The 17898-nt window shown below is 42.6% G+C and carries 22 protein-coding genes and 1 pseudogene; 18 read left to right on the top strand and 5 right to left on the bottom strand.

The window, feature by feature from the left end; translation table 11 throughout:
• Positions 1-82: 82 nt before the first annotated feature.
• From SYN7502_RS15470 to SYN7502_RS21085, 5 genes and pseudogenes are all read left to right on the top strand, one after another.
• Positions 83-811, top strand: coding sequence for an oxygen-binding di-iron domain-containing protein (locus tag SYN7502_RS15470; RefSeq protein ID WP_015169694.1), 729 nt, complete (start codon positions 83-85; stop codon positions 809-811).
• Positions 812-880: 69 nt separating this feature from the next.
• Positions 881-1171, top strand: a complete 291-nt coding sequence (locus SYN7502_RS15475; RefSeq protein ID WP_015169695.1) for a hypothetical protein — start codon at positions 881-883, stop codon at positions 1169-1171.
• 364 nt (positions 1172-1535) lie between these two features.
• Positions 1536-1853 carry a hypothetical protein gene (locus SYN7502_RS15480; protein ID WP_015169696.1) on the top strand — a complete coding sequence of 106 codons (318 nt, stop codon included), beginning with the start codon at positions 1536-1538 and terminating at the stop codon, positions 1851-1853.
• Between the two features lie 194 nt (positions 1854-2047).
• On the top strand, positions 2048-2212 hold the full coding sequence (locus tag SYN7502_RS20315; RefSeq protein WP_015169697.1) for a hypothetical protein: 165 nt from the start codon (positions 2048-2050) through the stop codon (positions 2210-2212).
• 618 nt (positions 2213-2830) lie between these two features.
• Positions 2831-3796, top strand: a pseudogene (locus SYN7502_RS21085) (potassium channel beta subunit family protein).
• Between the two features lie 199 nt (positions 3797-3995).
• Here the strand turns inward: SYN7502_RS21085 and SYN7502_RS15490 are convergent.
• From SYN7502_RS15490 to SYN7502_RS15500, 3 genes are all read right to left on the bottom strand, one after another.
• A complete protein-coding gene (locus SYN7502_RS15490; protein ID WP_015169698.1) occupies positions 3996-5699 on the bottom strand; it encodes a SulP family inorganic anion transporter in 1704 nt (567 codons plus the stop codon).
• A gap of 28 nt (positions 5700-5727) precedes the next feature.
• Complete coding sequence (locus SYN7502_RS15495; protein ID WP_015169699.1) at positions 5728-7089, bottom strand: DUF2252 domain-containing protein; 1362 nt, start codon at positions 7087-7089, stop codon at positions 5728-5730.
• A 64-nt stretch (positions 7090-7153) separates the two neighbouring features.
• A complete protein-coding gene (locus SYN7502_RS15500; RefSeq protein ID WP_015169700.1) occupies positions 7154-7561 on the bottom strand; it encodes a hypothetical protein in 408 nt (135 codons plus the stop codon).
• Between the two features lie 272 nt (positions 7562-7833).
• Here SYN7502_RS15500 and SYN7502_RS20740 point away from each other — a divergent pair, with 272 nt between their 5' ends.
• The 3 genes from SYN7502_RS20740 to SYN7502_RS20320 all read left to right on the top strand — a co-directional run bounded on the left by SYN7502_RS20740 (position 7834) and on the right by SYN7502_RS20320 (position 9810).
• On the top strand, positions 7834-8346 hold the full coding sequence (locus SYN7502_RS20740; RefSeq protein WP_210391299.1) for a hypothetical protein: 513 nt from the start codon (positions 7834-7836) through the stop codon (positions 8344-8346).
• Positions 8334-9494, top strand: a complete 1161-nt coding sequence (locus SYN7502_RS15505; protein WP_210391300.1) for an RNA-directed DNA polymerase — start codon at positions 8334-8336, stop codon at positions 9492-9494. Before SYN7502_RS20740 ends, SYN7502_RS15505 begins: the two co-directional genes overlap by 13 nt.
• 160 nt (positions 9495-9654) lie before the next feature.
• Complete coding sequence (locus SYN7502_RS20320) at positions 9655-9810, top strand: hypothetical protein (RefSeq protein WP_168130380.1); 156 nt, start codon at positions 9655-9657, stop codon at positions 9808-9810.
• Between the two features lie 236 nt (positions 9811-10046).
• Here SYN7502_RS20320 and SYN7502_RS15510 read toward each other — a convergent pair whose 3' ends face one another.
• On the bottom strand, positions 10047-10595 hold the full coding sequence (locus tag SYN7502_RS15510; RefSeq protein WP_015169701.1) for a TetR/AcrR family transcriptional regulator: 549 nt from the start codon (positions 10593-10595) through the stop codon (positions 10047-10049).
• Between the two features lie 113 nt (positions 10596-10708).
• On the opposite strand from SYN7502_RS15510, the gene SYN7502_RS15515 reads away from it, so the two are divergent.
• From SYN7502_RS15515 to SYN7502_RS15530, 4 genes are all read left to right on the top strand, one after another.
• Entirely contained in the window at positions 10709-11548 is an 840-nt protein-coding gene (locus SYN7502_RS15515) for an SDR family NAD(P)-dependent oxidoreductase (protein ID WP_015169702.1), read from the top strand.
• Positions 11549-11627: 79 nt separating this feature from the next.
• Positions 11628-12485, top strand: coding sequence for an alpha/beta fold hydrolase (locus SYN7502_RS15520; RefSeq protein WP_015169703.1), 858 nt, complete (start codon positions 11628-11630; stop codon positions 12483-12485).
• Positions 12486-12604: 119 nt separating this feature from the next.
• Complete coding sequence (locus tag SYN7502_RS15525; RefSeq protein ID WP_015169704.1) at positions 12605-12895, top strand: DUF1330 domain-containing protein; 291 nt, start codon at positions 12605-12607, stop codon at positions 12893-12895.
• Positions 12892-13533, top strand: coding sequence for an MOSC domain-containing protein (locus tag SYN7502_RS15530; RefSeq protein ID WP_015169705.1), 642 nt, complete (start codon positions 12892-12894; stop codon positions 13531-13533). Before SYN7502_RS15525 ends, SYN7502_RS15530 begins: the two co-directional genes overlap by 4 nt.
• Before the next feature lie 224 nt (positions 13534-13757).
• Here the strand turns inward: SYN7502_RS15530 and SYN7502_RS15535 are convergent, their stop codons facing one another.
• Complete coding sequence (locus tag SYN7502_RS15535; RefSeq protein WP_015169706.1) at positions 13758-14108, bottom strand: winged helix-turn-helix transcriptional regulator; 351 nt, start codon at positions 14106-14108, stop codon at positions 13758-13760.
• A gap of 98 nt (positions 14109-14206) precedes the next feature.
• Here SYN7502_RS15535 and SYN7502_RS15540 point away from each other — a divergent pair, with 98 nt between their 5' ends.
• The 6 genes from SYN7502_RS15540 (at position 14207) to SYN7502_RS15565 (ending at position 17885) form a co-directional block, all read left to right on the top strand.
• Positions 14207-14647, top strand: coding sequence for an ester cyclase (locus SYN7502_RS15540; protein WP_015169707.1), 441 nt, complete (start codon positions 14207-14209; stop codon positions 14645-14647).
• A gap of 9 nt (positions 14648-14656) precedes the next feature.
• Positions 14657-14920, top strand: a complete 264-nt coding sequence (locus SYN7502_RS15545) for a hypothetical protein (protein ID WP_041429558.1) — start codon at positions 14657-14659, stop codon at positions 14918-14920.
• Between the two features lie 208 nt (positions 14921-15128).
• Entirely contained in the window at positions 15129-15590 is a 462-nt protein-coding gene (locus tag SYN7502_RS21090) for an NADPH-dependent F420 reductase (RefSeq protein WP_041429560.1), read from the top strand.
• Positions 15591-15630: 40 nt separating this feature from the next.
• Positions 15631-15924 (top strand): hypothetical protein, encoded by a 294-nt coding sequence (locus SYN7502_RS15555; RefSeq protein ID WP_015169708.1) that lies wholly within the window; start codon positions 15631-15633, stop codon positions 15922-15924.
• A gap of 42 nt (positions 15925-15966) precedes the next feature.
• A complete protein-coding gene (locus tag SYN7502_RS15560; RefSeq protein ID WP_015169709.1) occupies positions 15967-16926 on the top strand; it encodes an NADPH:quinone reductase in 960 nt (319 codons plus the stop codon).
• Positions 16927-16997: 71 nt separating this feature from the next.
• Entirely contained in the window at positions 16998-17885 is an 888-nt protein-coding gene (locus SYN7502_RS15565; RefSeq protein WP_015169710.1) for an SMP-30/gluconolactonase/LRE family protein, read from the top strand.
• Positions 17886-17898 lie beyond the last annotated feature (13 nt).

Here is a 17898-nt window from a genome sequence, read left to right on the forward strand (position 1 = left end):
TTCGATATAATCGTTAGATAAAAATACGAGTCTCAACTCGTGATAGTGACGCTACCACGGATGAAAATGAGGAACTAAGGTGATGGAAACTAAAGTTGATGAAATTGCCCCGAATATCTTTCGACTTTCGACGTTCATACCAGACATGCCACCGTATGGGTTCACTTTTAATCAATATCTGATCAATGCGGACGAACCGCTTCTATTTCATTGCGGTGGACGTAATCTTTTTGAATCGGTCTCAAAAGCCGCATCCAATATTCTACCTCTCGATAAGATTCGATGGATTTCGTTTGGGCATGTCGAGTCCGACGAATGTGGCTCTATGAATCAATGGTTAGCTGCTGCTCCAAAAGCACAGGTAGTACATGGGGTAATTGCGTGCATGGTCTCACTGAATGATCTAGCTGATCGTCCACCACGCGTGTTGGAAAATAATGAAGTCCTAGATTTAGGCGGCAAGCGCGTGAGATATATTGATACACCACATGTTCCACATGCGTGGGAATCTGGGCTTGTGTTTGAGGAAACGACAAAAACACTATTCACTGGTGATTTATTTACTCAGTTAGGTAACGGACCCGCAGTTACTACTGAAAGTATCGTATCAAGCGCAATTCTTGCCGAAGAGGGATTTCATGCTACGGCACTTACACCCTGGACAGCATCAACTATACGCTCACTTAAATCACTAAACCCTGAGTGTTTGGCAGTGATGCACGGTTCATGTTTTAAAGGAGACTGCGGGGCAGAATTGGAAGCTCTCGCTACATACTCCGCAGACGCACTGACGAAAGCCCAAACTAGTTGATGGCAGTTCTAACTGTTTGGGCTAGATTGGAGTCACAGCTATTAAACTTTCCATCTAACAAGTCCCTACATGGAATACAAGATTCTTACCCTAGACGAGAGCATTCCCCTCTGGAAGCGGATACAGATGATCTTCCCTGACGAGCCTGACTGGGAATCCTTGGAAGAGGAGGTATTGGTCAAGCTTGTTGAGGATTTCGATAACGAGCAATCCTGCGCTACGACGGCGATCATCTACATGAGTACAAAGAATCCGTCTCAGTGCCAGCGACTTGCCAAGTGGCTCTTGGAACACGAAGACTCGGATCAATGGCTCAAGAGTGCGGCGAAGAGAGCTATCGAATACTGCGAGGAACAATAAACTAAGGCACTGATTTTGAAACTGTTGAAGCGATTCCCTTCGGTATGCGTTCCGCCGCATAAGGTAATACTAACCAGAAATAAACCTGAGAATGTTTAATATTATTTAGAAAGTTTCAGTATAATACCTAGTTATGCTCAATCGCGAAGCCCGTTGAAGTGACTGACTTCTAGCCAAGATTAAGCAAGCAAAAATCTTCGACTTCGATGTTTAGTTCCGAGAAATTATTGGCGATCGCAAAGATAAAAAATTAATATGCGATCATGCTATAAAACATCATTGGAGCGGTCTAGCTTCTAATACTTTGTTAGTAGTAAAAGTTCTTAGCTGCTCAATTTTGCCGTTATCACTCACAGGAATAGAGATGAATTCGCCAAATAAAGAAATGCCACTTGCAGCTAAAATCATTGCCTTATCAATTTCAATTATATTTATTGGTCTTGGTGGACTTCACATAGCTCAAGAATATGTTCCAGCTTCATGGAACCGATATGGGTATATTGCCCCTATTGATGGCAATGATGCAAAAATATTCGGTGTTCTAGAAATTTTAATTGGTTTATTACCACTAATGTTCTTTGCAAAAAATGCACGACAAGCTGGTATATTCGGAACAATTGTCGGCTCTATATTGGTGTCGTCTATTTTTCTTATATGGGCTTTTCATAAGATTGGAAGATAAGCAGGCATTAAAATCAGTCCTAACAAATTACTCAAGATTCGCACCTGAGAATAGTGAATGATTAAAGGTTAATGGTAAATATCGATTTTGAGTGTTAAAGCGATTACCTGCAGTCTGCGTTCCGCCACAAAATAAATCTGAGAATGTTTAATTAAATTTTGCCAAGTCATTAGTGTACAAGTAGGGAAAGCGAAATGTCTATAATTCTGAGTGAAAGAGACTATATCGATCTAAAAAACTTGGTTGAAGAAACTCTGGATAATGTTCAGTCTATGTGTGGCTTTGACGAGTCGATTAGTAATCTTGAGCAGATACAGGAAATTTTAGAAAGGGTTAATAATTTTTATCAAAATCCTTGAGATACTCTAGTTGGTACCAAGTTTAAATCCATTGCTTTGGAAAGTTATAAATGTGAATAAATTACTGATTAGCATCGGGATGTTGGTAGGTTCTACTCTTGGAAGCTATATACCAGCACTCTGGGGTGGGAGCTTGTTGTCACTTTCATCGATTTTCTTCGGAGTTATCGGTGGATTTATTGGAATTTGGTTAGGTTATCATCTATCAAAGTATTTAGGATTTAGTTAAAATTTCGTAATTGCTCAACTGGGTGTGGTATGCTGAAATCTTTACCCAGAAAGGTGTCCAGAAAATCAAAAACTGCTATTTAAAATGAAGTAAACGAAAGAATGAGGCTTTCAGTCATTTTAATAGTTAAAAACTCTGCTTGTAAAGATTTATCAGGCTTTTATACAATCTAGTCAACTTGTACTCTGGTCAACCATGAACTTAAACAGAGACATATCAATCTAACTTGTAATTGCAGCGTAAATATCAATTGTCTATGGCTAAACTGTTTTATACATAGAGATGTTGTAGGTGGATTTCGTCGGTAAGCCAGAACATATATGACAAGCTATTTGCTTTTAAAGTAAAACATCTTGAGATCGATTAAATTTTTTACAGGAGAACCGAGCATGAAATATCGAAGACTGGGACGTTCTGGCTTACAAGTAAGTGAGTTATCCTTGGGGTCTTGGGTGACCTATGGAAATCAAGTGGATGAAAATGCGGCGATGGAAACGCTTTCTGCTGCCAGAGATGTCGGAGTAAATTTCTTTGACAATGCAGAAGTTTATGCTGGCGGTAAATCAGAAATACTTATGGGCAATGCCATCAAGCGACTTTGTTGGGATCGGGAATCCTACGTTATTTCTACCAAGTTCTACTGGGGAATTGCGGAAGGTCCGAACCGAAAGAACACTCTTAATCGTAAATATTTGCACCATGCGATCGATGGTTCTCTACAACGCTTACAACTGGACTATATTGACTTGGTCTTTTGCCATCGTCCCGATCCAAATACGCCAATTGAAGAGACAGTCTGGGCAATGCACGACATGATCCATCAACGTAAAGCCCTATACTGGGGTACTTCGGAATGGTCAGCTGCGGAGATTGTAGAGGCTTAGCAGGTTGCCGATCGCCATCATCTTCATAAGCCAGTGATGGAGCAAGCCCAGTACAACTTGTTTCACCGTCATCGGGTAGAGAATGAGTACGCAAGACTATACGAGGATCTGGGCTTAGGGCTGACTACATGGAGTCCGCTTGCTTCTGGTGTGCTTACAGGCAAATATAGCAATGGGATACCTGCTGGGAGCCGTTCTACCTTGCCCGGCTATGCTTGGTTGCAGGAATCAGTCAGCAACCCCGACTGGATTGCAGCTACTGAGCGGTTACGACCAATTAGCGAAGAACTCGGCTGCACCTTATCACAATTAGCGATCGCTTGGTGTGCCATTAATCCTAGGGTCAGTACAGTGATCACTGGTGCCAGTCGAACGGCTCAAGTAGTTGAGAATATGGGAGCGATCGACCTAATCCCTCGGCTTAACGCAGAACTACTGCAAAGAATTGAGAAGGCTGTGGGTAAAGTCTAACTTCGACTTTACCCATGAAACTAAGCTACAGATAATCTGACACAAGATTTTGCAGTCTATTTATCTTTGAAAGATGTGTAGCCAAATCTTAAAGAATTGGTATTAGTCACAAATAAATTAGGCAATGAAATTACCAATTAAGAGAAATAAAAAATGGGTAGTAACCTAGGAGTAGTGAGATGCAGAATGATTGGATTTCTCAGGTACACTCTGAATAAAAAGCCGCTAACGCATCTTCTAAATGGTAAAAAAAGCGATCGGCACCAATTAAATTCGTTAGTCCATCTTGATCGAACTGTCTTTTTGTCTCTGGAGATAGACCAGAAATGACTAAAGTTACGTTCTGTATGGATAATTCCTTAACCACATCTCGTAATGTTTGAGAAGCAGAGTAGTCGATTTCAGTAATTGCTCTGGCTTCCAAAATGAACCACCGCACTGGTGGATCGGCACTTTTTACTAAGTTTTGCACCTCTTCGGAAAAGAAAGTAGCGTTTGCATAAAAGAGGTCTCTACTAAATCGATAAATAATTAGACCTGGTGCCGAGATACTACCCATTTGTACGGGAATCGGCTGCCAAAATTGATTTTCATTGGGAATAATGATGGCAGTATGGGGTCGGTAACTATGGCGTACATGCAGGATTAGTGACAATATAATTGCTTGGACAATCCCCTCCTTAACGCCAATCAAAACGACCGTAGCCGCAGTGATGATCGCCAAATAGAACTCTTCCCGATGGGTATTAAAGATCGCCTGCATTCCTTTAATGTCGATTAACCTCAGCCCGATTGAGAATACAATTGCTGCTAAAACTGCATTGGGTAGGTAGCTAATCGGCTGAGTGAGGAAGAGGATAACGATTAGTACGACGGCTACTGTAGACAGTTGAGCAACTTGGCTGCGCCCTCCCGCCGTGTCCACAATTTCCGTTTTAGTCGGGCTGCCATTGACCACAAATGTGCCAGTTAATCCCGCCGCGAGATTAGCCGCCGCCAAACCTTCCAAATCGACATTTTCGTTAAAGCTCTCGCTGTAGCGAAAGGCGTAAGCGCGGGAGGTGGCGGCACTTTGGGCGACAATGACAATAATGCAGGACAAGGCAATGCCCAATATTTGGGGAAGTTCGCTCAGATTGATTGCGGGTAACCCAAAGGAGGGTAACCCACTGGGCACAGCCCCGATAACTGTTACGCCAAGGCTGGCAAAGTTAAATATCCAACTGGCAAGAATCGCGCCAACTACAGCCAGCAATGCTCCTGGGAATTTTGGCAAGAATCTCTCGAATAGATGAATGGTAATCAGAACGCTGACAGAAATGCCGATCGCTAAGGGGTTAGCCTGGGGTAGCCCTGCGATCGCTGTCATAATTTGTTGCACGGGCTGATGCCCACCATCCTTGATATCGAGTAATCCTGGTAATTGTCTGATCGCTACCTGAATTCCTACCCCAGTCAAGAAGCCGATTAAGACTGTCCGCGACAAAAAATCGGCGAGGAATCCGAGCCGAAACAGGCGGGCAAATAGCAATAATCCAGCAACAAGGATGGCAACTGATTCCGCTAAGGCTAAATATTGGGCACTGCCTAACGGTGCTAAACCTGATAGCCCAGCCGCCAAAATTGCCGCTGTAGCAGAGTCGGCAGCAACGACCAGATGGCGGGAAGAACCCAAAAATGCAAATGCCACGACGGGCAGAATGAGAGTATACAGACCTGTCGCGATCGGCGTTCCCGCAATCTTGGTGTATCCCATCACTTCAGGAATACCCAGAGCCGCCAGTACAATACCCGCGATGATATCACTCCCGATCGCATCTCGTTGCAAAGGTAAAATCCCTTGAAACAGTCGTGAATGGGACTTTATTGCTGGCTGAGCTTTATTCGCGATCGCTTTTTTCATGTATTTCTTTTCAGGTTTTCTATCCAATTTAGCCCTTGATCGTCTTAATCTTTCCTGCCGCAACTGCCGCAACTAACTGTTGATAATCTCTATCGTTTTGGTCGGCATAGGCAACCGCAAAATTAGCAATAGCGAGATCAAATGTGTCGCTTTGCCCCAGATAACCACTAATCACAAAGCGATCACCTGACCGAGCGTGACTTCGTGCCAAAGCCCAGCCACATAACTGAGAGTAGCCCCTCAAATCCGTATCATTCATGCTTTCAATCTCGACAGAAATTTTCATATCTCTAAGTTGCCGCAGATAAAAATCGTGTCCAAGATCGCCCCTTGCCCATCCGAGGAAAATATCGGTTGAGGCTTGCATCAGCCGTTGACCTGCAACCACCCTTTGACCGTGGTTATCGTAACTACTTTTGCCTGCATAAGGTTCCAGTACAGAACTGCGTGCTTCTTTAATCTGTAGAAATAAAGGGTAATTATCCCCCGTCACCAGTAGAGCAATTCCACAGCGAGTACCAACACTCCCAACTCCTACTACCTTCATCGCTACATCAACAATCCTATAACGGTCTAGTAAAATGCGGATATCTTCTCGTAAAGTTTGTCGATATTTATAAAACACGGATAACATCTCTGCTACTAGTGGGTCTTCAGGTATTGGTTGGGATACTAAGGGTGGATTACTGATGAAACGCCTCTGTCCATCCACTATTTCGGTTAATTTGTGCAGTTCCATTACAGGTGTTAACGCTCTTGCTTTTTCTACTTCACTTTTCAGTTTTTTGAGTTGTTTAGCACGATCGGTATATGCAAGTAGCGATTCAACTCCAATTTGATCGTACCAAACCTCCATTGGGGTCATTTGGGTATATTCGTTCATATGTTCGCGGTAGGATTGAACCGCAGCGATCGCCGCCGTGCGCCCGATTTTGTCGGAGAATTTGAGCGATCGCCCTGCTACCACAATGCTAGTAGCTAACCGCTTTACATCCCATTCCCAAGGAGCTAACAGGCTCTCGTCAAAGTCATTGACATCGAAGACAAGATTTCGTTCTGGTGTGCCATACCCACCAAAGTTAGACAAATGGCAATCCCCACCAGCTTGAACTTTTATACCAGTTTTAGGCGTTTTGCTCAGATCGAATGCCATAATGCAGGCTGCTCCTCGCAGAAAGGCAAAGGGAGATGCCAACATTCGCCCGTATCTCAGAGGTATCAACTCTGGCAATCTGCCTTGGTTAGATGTTTCCAACATTGCCGTAGGTTCGGCTCGATCTGGTGAGGGTTTCCACTCCTCATGACTCGCTCTTGGTACTTGTTCCCGCAGTGCTTTTCCTTTTGCGATACCTTCAGCCCGTGACAGGAGTTGTGGAGTAAAACCATTCATACATTAACCGTCCTATTAATCGCCAAGGGTTGAGTTGCTACTACAAATATCGATCTTCAAATGATTACGGTCTGGTTTCACTATTTTCTAACCTCTTAAAGTCAACATCAATAACCTCAAACCATACTTTGCAGTTGCGGACGGATACGACCTCGCCATCAATAACCTGACGACCAAGAAAGCGTTGAAAAGTTAATACATCGCCACCTACATTAATTTCTATAAGATTTTTAGATGGTTTTCCCACCACTGTACCGATCGCACTCGATCCGTCAACTCGACATACTTTTACTTGTGTTGATTTTCTGATATGCAAATTTTTTGAAGCATTTAGTCTATATGGAAGAGTTATTTTAGGTTGCGGGTAATAAACAAAGCCATCAAACAGGGTAATTGAAACTATAGAACTATCTCTGACCAAAATTTGTTTTATTAATGATCGATAAATTTTCTGTAATGTCTGCGTATCCATATATGGGTGGCAGACAGAAATATTCTGGATATTTCACTAATTTGTTGCGTTAGCCAGAAAGCTTCAGTATATTTACACTGAACAAGGTAGTTATGCGGAGACTTTCAGCATAACACCTAGTTATACAGCCTTGGTTCCATACGAAGTAATTTTAGAATTACTCAGTTGTTGCTTGTGACCGTATGTAGGGATTGTATATGGCTCTAAAAATTAACACACCAAGATCTCGAGAACGAAGCATAACATTAGAAACCTGCTTTGAGATATCTCTAATGAATAATGTTTGGCAAAAAATTGTTAAAGATGGAATGAGAAACCAATATCTACTTTGCCTCCATGATTATTATGATTTTCATAGAAATTATAAGGCTCTTAATCTAGTAATCAGAGAACAAATAATTCACCATCAATATAAACCTAAGCCCCCCAGCATAATTAGACTTGAAAAAAAGTATGGTGTATGTAGGCATATCCAAATTCCAGACCCAAGTGACGCAGTAGTTTTACAAACAATCGTCGAAAGTTTGAAAATTCATGTCATGGCAAATGCACCGGCGCCTACTAGAGCCTTTTATAGTAGAAGCCATAGTAAGCCGAGGTCAGAAGCAGACATAGATGATACCTTTCCTTATGCATGGTGGGAATTATGGGGACAATTTCAAAAAAGGATTTATGAATTTTCTAATATTTTTGATTATGTAGTTGTTACAGACATTGCCAATTACTTTGATACGGTTTCATTTGAACGTCATGGAAGCCCGATTACTTACCTTTGTCGGGCTTAGGCTTACCTCAAATTAACTTTGATGCACCTCGTCTTCTTGCCCATGCTTTTCTCTTTGAAATTGATACTTATTTGAACCATGAAACAAAAGGCAACTTTGTAAGATGGATGGATGATATTGATTTTGCAGTTCAAGACATTGGATCTGCAAAAAAAATCTTAAGGGGTTTAGATGAACTTCTCCTAACTAGGGGACTTAGGTTGAATTTGGGTAAAACAAAAATTTTATCCTCTGAGGAGGCAAAAAATTATTTTCTGCCAAATGAGAATAGATATTTAACTATTATGACAAAAAGGGTTGATAGGCTCATTGATAGTGGTTTAGATATATCGGATGAAAAACAGAAAATACGAAGACGATTTAAGAAGTTTTTAAATCTTCCCCATATAGGAAGATGGGAAAAAGTTTACAAAAGATACTTTACTCTTTCCACAAAAACCAAAGATACATTCTTGGAGTTTTATGTTCCCGAATTATTAGACAATAACCCAGACCTTAGAGAAAATATTTTTCGATATTATGGAGGGCTAGGAATAAATAAAAAAAGATTTGAACATATACGTAATTTCATGAAAGAGCAAAACTGCCTCGATGATGTTGCTATATTTTCAGCAGCTAAGTTGCTCACCGATTGGACAGTTAGTTTTAAATCAAAGATCAAACGAGAAATGGTTGATTTAGCCGTTTCTATCGCAGGAATTTCTCCAGCACATTTAATATCAAGTATCTGGCTTTTATCTAAATATGGTACTTCTTCAGAATTGGTTTCAATTCTAGATACAACAAGTTATTTATGGAAGTATTCAAGTTTTTTGTCCAGACAAGTAGCTGCAACAATTCCTAAGATTCGAGACTTAAGAGGTGATATATTTGAGAAAATCTTTGCAGAAACCGGGCAATTAGATGCACTAAGAATTTTGTACAATCTAGATCAACTAAGATCAAAGCCTCTTTCAAAAGCAGAAATTTTGTACATAATGCATGGCTCTAAAAATGACTACTATCCTTTAAGCAAATTTATAATTACCCTTGATTTGTTAAGTTCTCCTCACATTGATCCCTCAATACGAAATAAGTTAAGAACAGATCTCATTGTTAGAATCAAAGACCCAATTTATATTCAACAGATAAACCGAATACGCATCTAATATAAATTAAAGTAAGTCTTGCTAAAACTGACTGTATAACAATTCGGGTGCAGCGGATTGATCAAAGCTACTTGGGTTGAATGCAAAGATTTTAGCAACCGCTGACCCGAGCCGTTAGTCCGCATAGTAACTACGTCTCGAAACAAAATGGAGTACGCCATTGGAGTCGCTGCTGCGATCGCAGTTTGACAGCGTGATTGGTTTTGACAAGGAGCGCAGCTTCTACCCAGTCGTGTTGATAGTCATTGCTACCTTATACCTCCTATTTGCGGCGATCGCTGCGTTTGGGTTCCGGAAGAATGTACCAAAAAAGTAATTCTGAAAATCTGAGGCATTGTTAATTTAGTGGTACTTTATTTTTTTGCCTGTCCCTTAGTGAAATGACAGGTAAATTCCCGCAAGCTAACAACCGCAATGCACTAGGATTTTGAAATATGCGTTTTTGTGAAGGGGTACTAGGCTACAACTTTAAGCTTATCAATTTGCAGCCAATAGCACTCAGCACAATTCATTCGATGGAATAATAGGTGAATGAGATCCCCCATCGACACCTCACTCAGGTCGCAGCAAAGCTTCTGGCATTTGATGCAGAATGCGCTTAAAGGCTTCTGTGTTATTCAGCCCCCGTGTCAATACCAATGCCCCTTGAATCAGTGCGATCGCTTCTTCAGCCCGTTGACGAGCAGTTATGGCTGAAATGCCGGTATCCACCAGAACATTTGCCAAGCTAGTAATCCAAAGATTAAGAGCTTCCTGCACCCTTTGGTGAAATAACTGATGGGCATCGCCGACACTGAGGAGTGACAACAAACAATCTTGCTGACCATGCTGGTAAAAGGCATCGACATTTTGATTCATACCACGGATGCGCTCGATCGGTGGGAGATCGCTGCGTAAAGGTGCTAGTAATTGCTCCTTTAAAGCCAGCGTAATATATTCCAAAACGGCATCAGCCATTTCTTGCTTACCATTGGGGAAATAGTGATAGAGGCTAGCACGCTTCAACCCAGTTACTTCAGAAAATCGGGTAATGCTAGCCCCTTCGTAGCCATACTTCTGAAATACCCCCATCAACTTTGGAATAACCTCTACTTTAGACATTAAATCTACCTCAAAAAAGTTTTGTTCAACTACTTGACAGTTTACCAAACATTCGGTAATTTAGATACATACCGAACGTTTAGTAAACAAAATGACATTACAGGAGTAAATTAATGAATTCCCCATTTAAAGAACGCTTAGCGGTAATTACAGGAGCATCAGGCGGTATTGGCTATGCCTTCGCCAAATTGCTGGCAAAACAAGGTTCAAGATTGGTTTTGGTTTCTAGAGACATTAAAAAACTGGAAATCGTGAGGCAAGAGCTTGCTCATTTGACGGACTACATTCAGGTGATTGAAGCGGATTTATCTACCGCCGCCGCCTGTGATGATCTAATTCATCAACTAGAGCAGCTACCATATTCTGTTGATATTTTGATCAACAATGCTGGAGCTGGTGCATCTGGATATACGGTCGATCAACCATGGTCCCAGCTGAATGACATGTGTCAATTGAACATGGTGAGTCTGACTCATTTGAGTCACTGGGCGGCTGGCTACATGAAAAATCGTCGCAAGGGTTACATCCTCAACGTGTCTGCTGTATTGGCTTGTGAACCTGTTCCCTTCTTTGGGGTTTACAGTGCAACTAAGGCGTTTGTCACCAGTTTCTCGATCGCTCTCTATCAAGAAATGAAACGCTTCAACGTGGTCGTTTCTTGTCTACACCCACCTGCAACGGCAACGGCGTTTGGACAAGAAGCTGACATTCTCAATTCTCGCGCACTTCAGCTTTTCAATTTACTGCATTCCACGTTGAGCGCGGAACAAGTGGCTAGGGTTGGGCTGCGAGGTTTAGCTGCCCGCCGACCCAGTGTGGTGGCTGGTCTTCTTGGGAAGGCGATCTATGCGTCTGCGGCGTTCACTCCCAGATTCTTTGGTCTATGGCTGATGGAGTTTCTGTTCAAAACCCAGCAAACTGCACCTCGCTCAATAGGTCTAAGAAGCATCTGAGACTGGGCATTTCCCAACCAAGACTATCAATGGCAAATTCTGAACAAACACAATTTATTTAAATTCAAGGAGAAATATTATGACGACCTATAACACGATTTCAATTGACGGCTTAAACATCTTCTACCGTGAAGCAGGCTCAAGAGCTAATCCGACAATCGTTCTACTTCATGGCTATCCAGCATCCTCGCACATGTATCGAGACCTGATGGCTAAATTGTCCGATCGGTTCCACTTGATTGCCCCTGATTACCCCGGATTTGGCAACAGTGATACGCCTCCAATCGATCAATTTGAATATAGCTTCGATCACCTTTCCGAAGTCACTGAGCATTTCCTTCAAGCTTTGGGATTGAATCGATTCAGCTTGTATGTGCAAGATTACGGCTCACCTGTGGGCTTTCGGATTGCTACCCGCCATCCTGAATGGATTCAAGCCTTAATTGTGCAGAATGGTAATGCCTATGAGGAAGGGTTTACACCTGCTTGGAAGGCGTTTCGAGATTTGTGGGGCGAAAGGAATGAGGCGACTGAAGGACCCGTTCGAGATTTTCTGAAACGGGATACAACCATCTTCTTTTACACGGGAGGCGTGCGCGATCGCCAAAATATCAATCCCGACAACTGGAATTTGGATCAGTACTTCCTCGATCGTCCAGAGAATGCTGCCGCTCAATTGGAACTGTTCTACAACTATCGGACAAACCCAGGTCAGTATCCAAAATGGCATGAGTATCTCCGTACCCACCAACCCCCAACTCTGGTGGTTTGGGGTAAGAACGATCCGTTCTTTGGACCAGAGGGAGCAAACGCATTTCAGCGAGATCTCAAGAATGTTGAAATTCATCTCCTTGACACTGGACATTTCGCCCTCGATGAAGAAGGGGATGCTATCGCCGATCATATTCGCCGCTTCATTCCAGCTTATCTGGACTAACAGATAAATGCTTAGCAACTGGCTGAGTCAGTCCAGATTATACAAAAGTTTAGCGACTGGGCATCTTGCCCAGTTTTAAGCGAGACGCTCACACATTCAAATATTATGAGGATACAAAGATGGTAGTTTATTTTGTCGTTTCGCTCAAGATTACTGATGCTGATCGGTTCATGGAATACTTTCATACGGTTATGCCATTGATCGAACTGCGTGGTGGACGATTAATGGCTCAGGGAATTCCCGAAGTGATCGAAGGTAGTAATACAGGATCGATGTCGGCTGTGTTTGAATGGCCTTCACGTCAAGCCTTTATCGATTACTGGCATTCAAAAGAGTACGCCGAAATCAGAAAACTACGTGAAGGTGCGGTAGACTTTCAAGGAGTAATTGTCGAAGGGATTGCTGCATGAAATTAATTTCTGTGTGTGTTGGACTGCCGCGTCAAGTGAGTTGGAAGGGAAACTCAGTCACAACTGGTATTTTTAAACAGCCAGTGGCAGGGCGGGTGACCATGCGATCGCTCAATTTAGATGGCGATCGACAAGCGGATTTGACCGTCCACGGAGGTGCTGAGAAAGCCATTTACGCCTATCCAATGGAGCATTACGCTTACTGGCGGCAAGAGTTACCAAATGAGGAGTTACCTTGGGGTGCATTTGGGGAGAACCTGACAGTTGAGGGTTTGTCTGAAACAACTGTGAATATTGGAGATCGCTTTCGTATTGGCACTGCTGAAGTCATGGTAACACAGCCCCGATTTCCTTGCTTTAAGCTTAATCTCAAGTTTGGGCGCGATGATATGGTTAAACGTTTTCTCAACAGCCGTTTAAGTGGCATCTATTTCTCGGTTGTGCAAGAAGGTGAGGTTGGGACAGGCGATGAGATCGAACTGGTGAAGCGTGACGAAAACAACATCACAGTTGCTGAAATCGTACAAATATACGTGCGTGAAGCTGATTACGATTTGGTGCGTCGTGCCATTCAGGTGCCGGCTTTAGCAGTCAGTTTAAGGACTTATTTTCAGCAGCAAATTGAACAACGTTATTAAGCTAGACTTTGTGGATGAGTACTGATGCTCGGCGTTGCAGATCTAGGTATGAAATATACAAACACTAGAAATTAAAGTTTATGCTGGATATTATTCCTAGCCTTTAAGCAATATTTGGTTCGTACTAAACTCTGCAACGCCTGATTTTGCTTCTCTTGCTTAATTCCATTTTTCCTTATGTGTTCTGACCCACATTTTGGACACTTCATCTCTCTTGTTTGAACTCATACTTCATTATGCAATGCCCTAAAGTCAAATTGATGTTCTTTAGCATTTGCTTTTCCCCATTCGCACATCAGTTCCATAATCGGTTTTAAGGTTGCACCATGAGCCGACAACGAATATTCCACAAGCGGCGGCGATTCTGCAAAAACATGACGTTCGATCAGTTCGTCTTCTTCTAATTCTCGCAATTGCGAAGTTAATACCTTTTGGCTGATGTCTGGCATCAATTGCATTAGCTCACCAAATCGCTTGTTCCCACCCTTAAGCCACCAGAGGATTACCGCCTTCCATTTACCGCCAATGCGATCGAGCGTTAACTCAACGGGACAGCTATATTTTTTTGCAGTCATAATTTGTAGCCATATTATTCATTAGTATCTATTTGGTAACTATTAACTCGCAATGATGTTGATTATTCATCATAGAATTTCATCCTTAAAAATGAGTTATGAAAACAAACGAACAAATCGTTACCCGCTTTATTGTAGACTTTCTTGGCAAAGCCGACCTTGTTGCTGCGGATGAAACTGCTTACCCTAATATTCAAGGGTATACAGGGCTAAAGCCAATGGGGGCGATCGCTGGCTTAGATGAATATAAGCAGATCGTTACCGGTTTTGTGGATGCTTTTCCTGCCGAATCTCCCGTGCATATTTCCGATCAATTTAGCTCTGCTGATGGTAAGCGAGTTGTGACAAGGTTTCAATCTGTCCAACGCCATGCTAAGGATTATTATGGAATTGCCGCTACAAATCGGATTATCCTCTTTGATGAAACCCATGTCACCAGAGTTGAAGATGGCAAAATTATCGAAAACATTGTCAGTGCTACTAATTTAGAGTTTGAAATGCTGATGGCTCCTGTACTTACACCATTGATTTTGAAATAGGAGAAAAAAATGAGTCAACCTATATGCGCGATCGCTGGATTTGGAGCAGGTGTCAGCATGGGCGTAGCCAGAGCTTTTGCGAAGAAGGGCTACAGCTTAGCATTTTGTCTAGCTCCGAAACTAAAAGATTTTGGCATTCATGTGGGAACTGTGACAATTTCTGACACAGTGGAAGTTGGTACGCATTTCGATCCCGATGCGATCGCGCAATCCAATCTTAAACTTCATCAGCAAGCGGCTGAAGCCTTTCAAGTTGAAGTGATCTATAAATAAGTTTTTCTATAATTAGATGCGTCGAAATTAATCAAACATAAAAGTAGAAAAACATGAATATTGGAATTATCGGTACGGGCAACATGGGCACAGGCATGGGTAAATTCTGGGCAAAAAATGGACATAACCTCATGTTTAGTTATTCCCGCAGCGAAGAAAAACTCAAATCTGCCGCCGCTTCTATTATTTCTGAACTCCCTCGGAGGCAGTGGCATTTGCAGAGGTGGTTGTGCTTTCTGTGGCTTGGGCAGCCGTTGAAGACGCGCTCAAACAGGCTGATTCTCTTGATGGCAAGATTTTATTTACGATTGTCAATCCTCTATTACCTGATATGAGCGGTTTAGCCGTAGGAACTACCAATTCTGCTGCCGAAGAAATCGCTAAACTTGCTCCAAAGGCAAGGATTGTGGAATCTATGCCAATTTTTGCGGAGGTATTACATTCACCATCGACTAAATTTGGCAATGAAGTTGCAAGTGTCTTCTATTGTGGTGACGATGTAGAAGCAAAGGGAATTGTCGCAGGGCTGTTACGCGAACTTGGCACGGAGCCTATTGATGCAGGAGGCCTAAAAAACGCACGCTTTGTGGAGCCATCGGGAATGCTTTTAGTCCAGCTTGCCTATATGCAGCAAATGGGACAGATTGGGATTAAACTGTTGCGCCGTTAGCGATCGCAGGGTAAAGATTCAATATTAAAGGAGAAAGAGTATGCAAATTTTAGTCATTGCCCGTGTCAAGTTAGGGATTCCGATAGAGCAGGTTTTACCATTAATTACTCCAGAATCTGTTCAAGTTTGGGAGTTTTATGCATCAGAGCAAGTTCGGCAGGTATATTATATTGCGGACATGAGTGGTGCAGTGATGCTGTGGGAGTCAGAAAGTGTTGAATCTGTTACTCAGGAACTGCAAAAGTTGCCGATGGTGAAAGCAGGCATTCTCACCTGCGAGATTTTGCCCCTTAAGTCTTATACAGGATATGCTTCACTATTTACGCAATCATAATCGGCTTGTGTCAAACCCAAATATTCCTAAAAAGGAAAAATCATGAAAGCAATAAGGATTCACGAATTTGGCGCACCAGAAGTAATGCAACTGGAAGAGATTCCCGATCCCTTAGTGGGCGCAGAACAAGTCTTAATTCGAGTTAAAGCGGCTGGGGTAAATCCACTTGACACCTACCTCAGAGCAGGCGTTAAAATTGGAGATTATTCACCAACATTGCCTTGGATTCCTGGTAATGACGCTGCTGGTATTGTGGAGCAGGTTGGAACTAGCGTAACCAAAGTAAAAGTCAGTGATCGCGTCTATTCGCAACCTATAGCTGGTTCCTATGCCGAACTTGTAATCAGCCATGAATCGCAAGTTTATCCTTTGCATCCCAGCCTTTCCTTTACCCAAGGAACCTGCATCAATATTGCCTGCCGCACTGCTTATTACTCTTTATTTACCCTTGCTAAAGCCACTGCTAGGGATGTGGTATTGGTACATGGCGCAAGCGGAAGTGTTGGCGGTGCGGCTGTCCAACTCGCACTGGAAGCAGGGTTGACCGTAATTGGGACTGCTGGATCGGTTGAAGGAATGGAGTTGATTAAAAGATTGGGCGCACAGCAAGTTTTTAATCATCGCGATCCCGATTATCTCAAGCAAATCCAAGACACCTTCAAAGGTATCGATATCGTTCTGGAAATGGCGGCAAGTAGCAATCTCACCAAAGATATTAGTTTGATGAATCCTGCTGGGCGCATCATTGTCATCGGCGGTGGCAAAAGCGTTGAAGTCGATCCAGTGGCGATAATTGGACTTGGCATCAGTATCATTGGTGTCAGACTTTCTCTACTCGAATCACAGGAAAATGAAGCGATTCATGCTTCTCTCTATCGAAGTGTGGAAAATGGAGCATTGCGTCCGATTGTTGATCGCGAATTTCCGCTTGCAGAAGCAGCAAAGGCTCATCATGCCGTTGAGAAGTCTGGTTCGCTTGGCAAAATTTGCCTAATTCCCTAATACATCAAACTCGATTTCAATTTCAAACAAATTGTCGAACTATCTACTCCCTATCTTAAAGGTGAAAAATCATGATAGAAACGCTAACTGACTTAGTACCTGCCCAAGCGATCGCCGAATTTCCCGTTAATACATTTTTAGAGAGCATTGTGGTAGATTCGGACAATACTTTATTCATCACCAGTCATTACGAAGGCAAAGTCTTTCGCATCGGTGCTGATGGAGTTGTCGTAACCCATGCAACGATCGCAGGCAAAGCAACTGGATTAGTATTAACACCAGATGGAGAACTGCTGCTGTCAGGTTGGGACGAGAAAAACACTTCTGTAGTATGGCGTATTGGTAGCAATGGAACGGTCGAGCTTTTGGCAGAATTGCCCGAAGCAATATTTTTGAATGGATTGACTGGATTGGATAGCAGCCGTTACTTAATTGCCGATTCCTATCGTGGTGCGATCTGGGAATTAAATGTACCAACGAAAACGGTTAGGATTTGGTTAGAACACCCTGATCTTGCACGTACTTCGTCGGAAGAAGTTACTCCTGCGGTGAATGGTTTGAAAATTTATAATGATTTTCTCTATGCTTCCAATACGCAAAAGAGGCAAATTGTGAAGATTCCTATTCTCGCTAATGGCTTGGCAGGAGAACCAGAAATCTTTATTACTGGAGTTAATATTGACGACTTTGCCTTTGATATCGAAGGAAATCTCTACGGTACAACTCACATTTTTAACAGCGTGGTGAAAATCTCTCAAGATGGCACGGTCACTACTATTGCTCAACTAGAACAGGGCATGGCAGGCAGCACGGCTTTGGCTTTCGGTAAATCTGAAGGTGATTGCTCTAGCATCTACGTCACAACCAATGGCGGCATGTCTTTCCCTCCTGCTACTGGGATTGAATCGGGAAAGGTGGTAAGACTTGAAGTTGGTATTGCTGGACTGTCATTGGTTTAAATCTCGCTAATCA

It is taken from the genome of Synechococcus sp. PCC 7502, assembly GCF_000317085.1.
GTDB lineage: Bacteria > Cyanobacteriota > Cyanobacteriia > Pseudanabaenales > Pseudanabaenaceae > PCC-7502.

What these genes read in the sequence shown, in the direction of transcription:
- SYN7502_RS15540 (WP_015169707.1), top strand. Translation starts at nt 14,207, where the DNA reads ATGAAAACAAACGAACAAATCGTTACCCGCTTTATTGTAGACTTTCTT.
- SYN7502_RS20315 (WP_015169697.1), top strand. Translation starts at nt 2,048, where the DNA reads ATGTCTATAATTCTGAGTGAAAGAGACTATATCGATCTAAAAAACTTG.
- SYN7502_RS15530 (WP_015169705.1), top strand. Translation starts at nt 12,892, where the DNA reads ATGAAATTAATTTCTGTGTGTGTTGGACTGCCGCGTCAAGTGAGTTGG.
- SYN7502_RS15525 (WP_015169704.1), top strand. Translation starts at nt 12,605, where the DNA reads ATGGTAGTTTATTTTGTCGTTTCGCTCAAGATTACTGATGCTGATCGG.
- SYN7502_RS15520 (WP_015169703.1), top strand. Translation starts at nt 11,628, where the DNA reads ATGACGACCTATAACACGATTTCAATTGACGGCTTAAACATCTTCTAC.
- SYN7502_RS15495 (WP_015169699.1), bottom strand. Translation starts at nt 7,089, where the DNA reads ATGAATGGTTTTACTCCACAACTCCTGTCACGGGCTGAAGGTATCGCA.
- SYN7502_RS15475 (WP_015169695.1), top strand. Translation starts at nt 881, where the DNA reads ATGGAATACAAGATTCTTACCCTAGACGAGAGCATTCCCCTCTGGAAG.
- SYN7502_RS15560 (WP_015169709.1), top strand. Translation starts at nt 15,967, where the DNA reads ATGAAAGCAATAAGGATTCACGAATTTGGCGCACCAGAAGTAATGCAA.
- SYN7502_RS15535 (WP_015169706.1), bottom strand. Translation starts at nt 14,108, where the DNA reads ATGACTGCAAAAAAATATAGCTGTCCCGTTGAGTTAACGCTCGATCGC.
- SYN7502_RS15565 (WP_015169710.1), top strand. Translation starts at nt 16,998, where the DNA reads ATGATAGAAACGCTAACTGACTTAGTACCTGCCCAAGCGATCGCCGAA.
- SYN7502_RS15515 (WP_015169702.1), top strand. Translation starts at nt 10,709, where the DNA reads ATGAATTCCCCATTTAAAGAACGCTTAGCGGTAATTACAGGAGCATCA.
- SYN7502_RS15480 (WP_015169696.1), top strand. Translation starts at nt 1,536, where the DNA reads ATGAATTCGCCAAATAAAGAAATGCCACTTGCAGCTAAAATCATTGCC.
- SYN7502_RS15555 (WP_015169708.1), top strand. Translation starts at nt 15,631, where the DNA reads ATGCAAATTTTAGTCATTGCCCGTGTCAAGTTAGGGATTCCGATAGAG.
- SYN7502_RS15490 (WP_015169698.1), bottom strand. Translation starts at nt 5,699, where the DNA reads ATGAAAAAAGCGATCGCGAATAAAGCTCAGCCAGCAATAAAGTCCCAT.
- SYN7502_RS15510 (WP_015169701.1), bottom strand. Translation starts at nt 10,595, where the DNA reads ATGTCTAAAGTAGAGGTTATTCCAAAGTTGATGGGGGTATTTCAGAAG.
- SYN7502_RS15470 (WP_015169694.1), top strand. Translation starts at nt 83, where the DNA reads ATGGAAACTAAAGTTGATGAAATTGCCCCGAATATCTTTCGACTTTCG.
- SYN7502_RS20740 (WP_210391299.1), top strand. Translation starts at nt 7,834, where the DNA reads ATGAATAATGTTTGGCAAAAAATTGTTAAAGATGGAATGAGAAACCAA.
- SYN7502_RS15545 (WP_041429558.1), top strand. Translation starts at nt 14,657, where the DNA reads ATGAGTCAACCTATATGCGCGATCGCTGGATTTGGAGCAGGTGTCAGC.
- SYN7502_RS15500 (WP_015169700.1), bottom strand. Translation starts at nt 7,561, where the DNA reads ATGGATACGCAGACATTACAGAAAATTTATCGATCATTAATAAAACAA.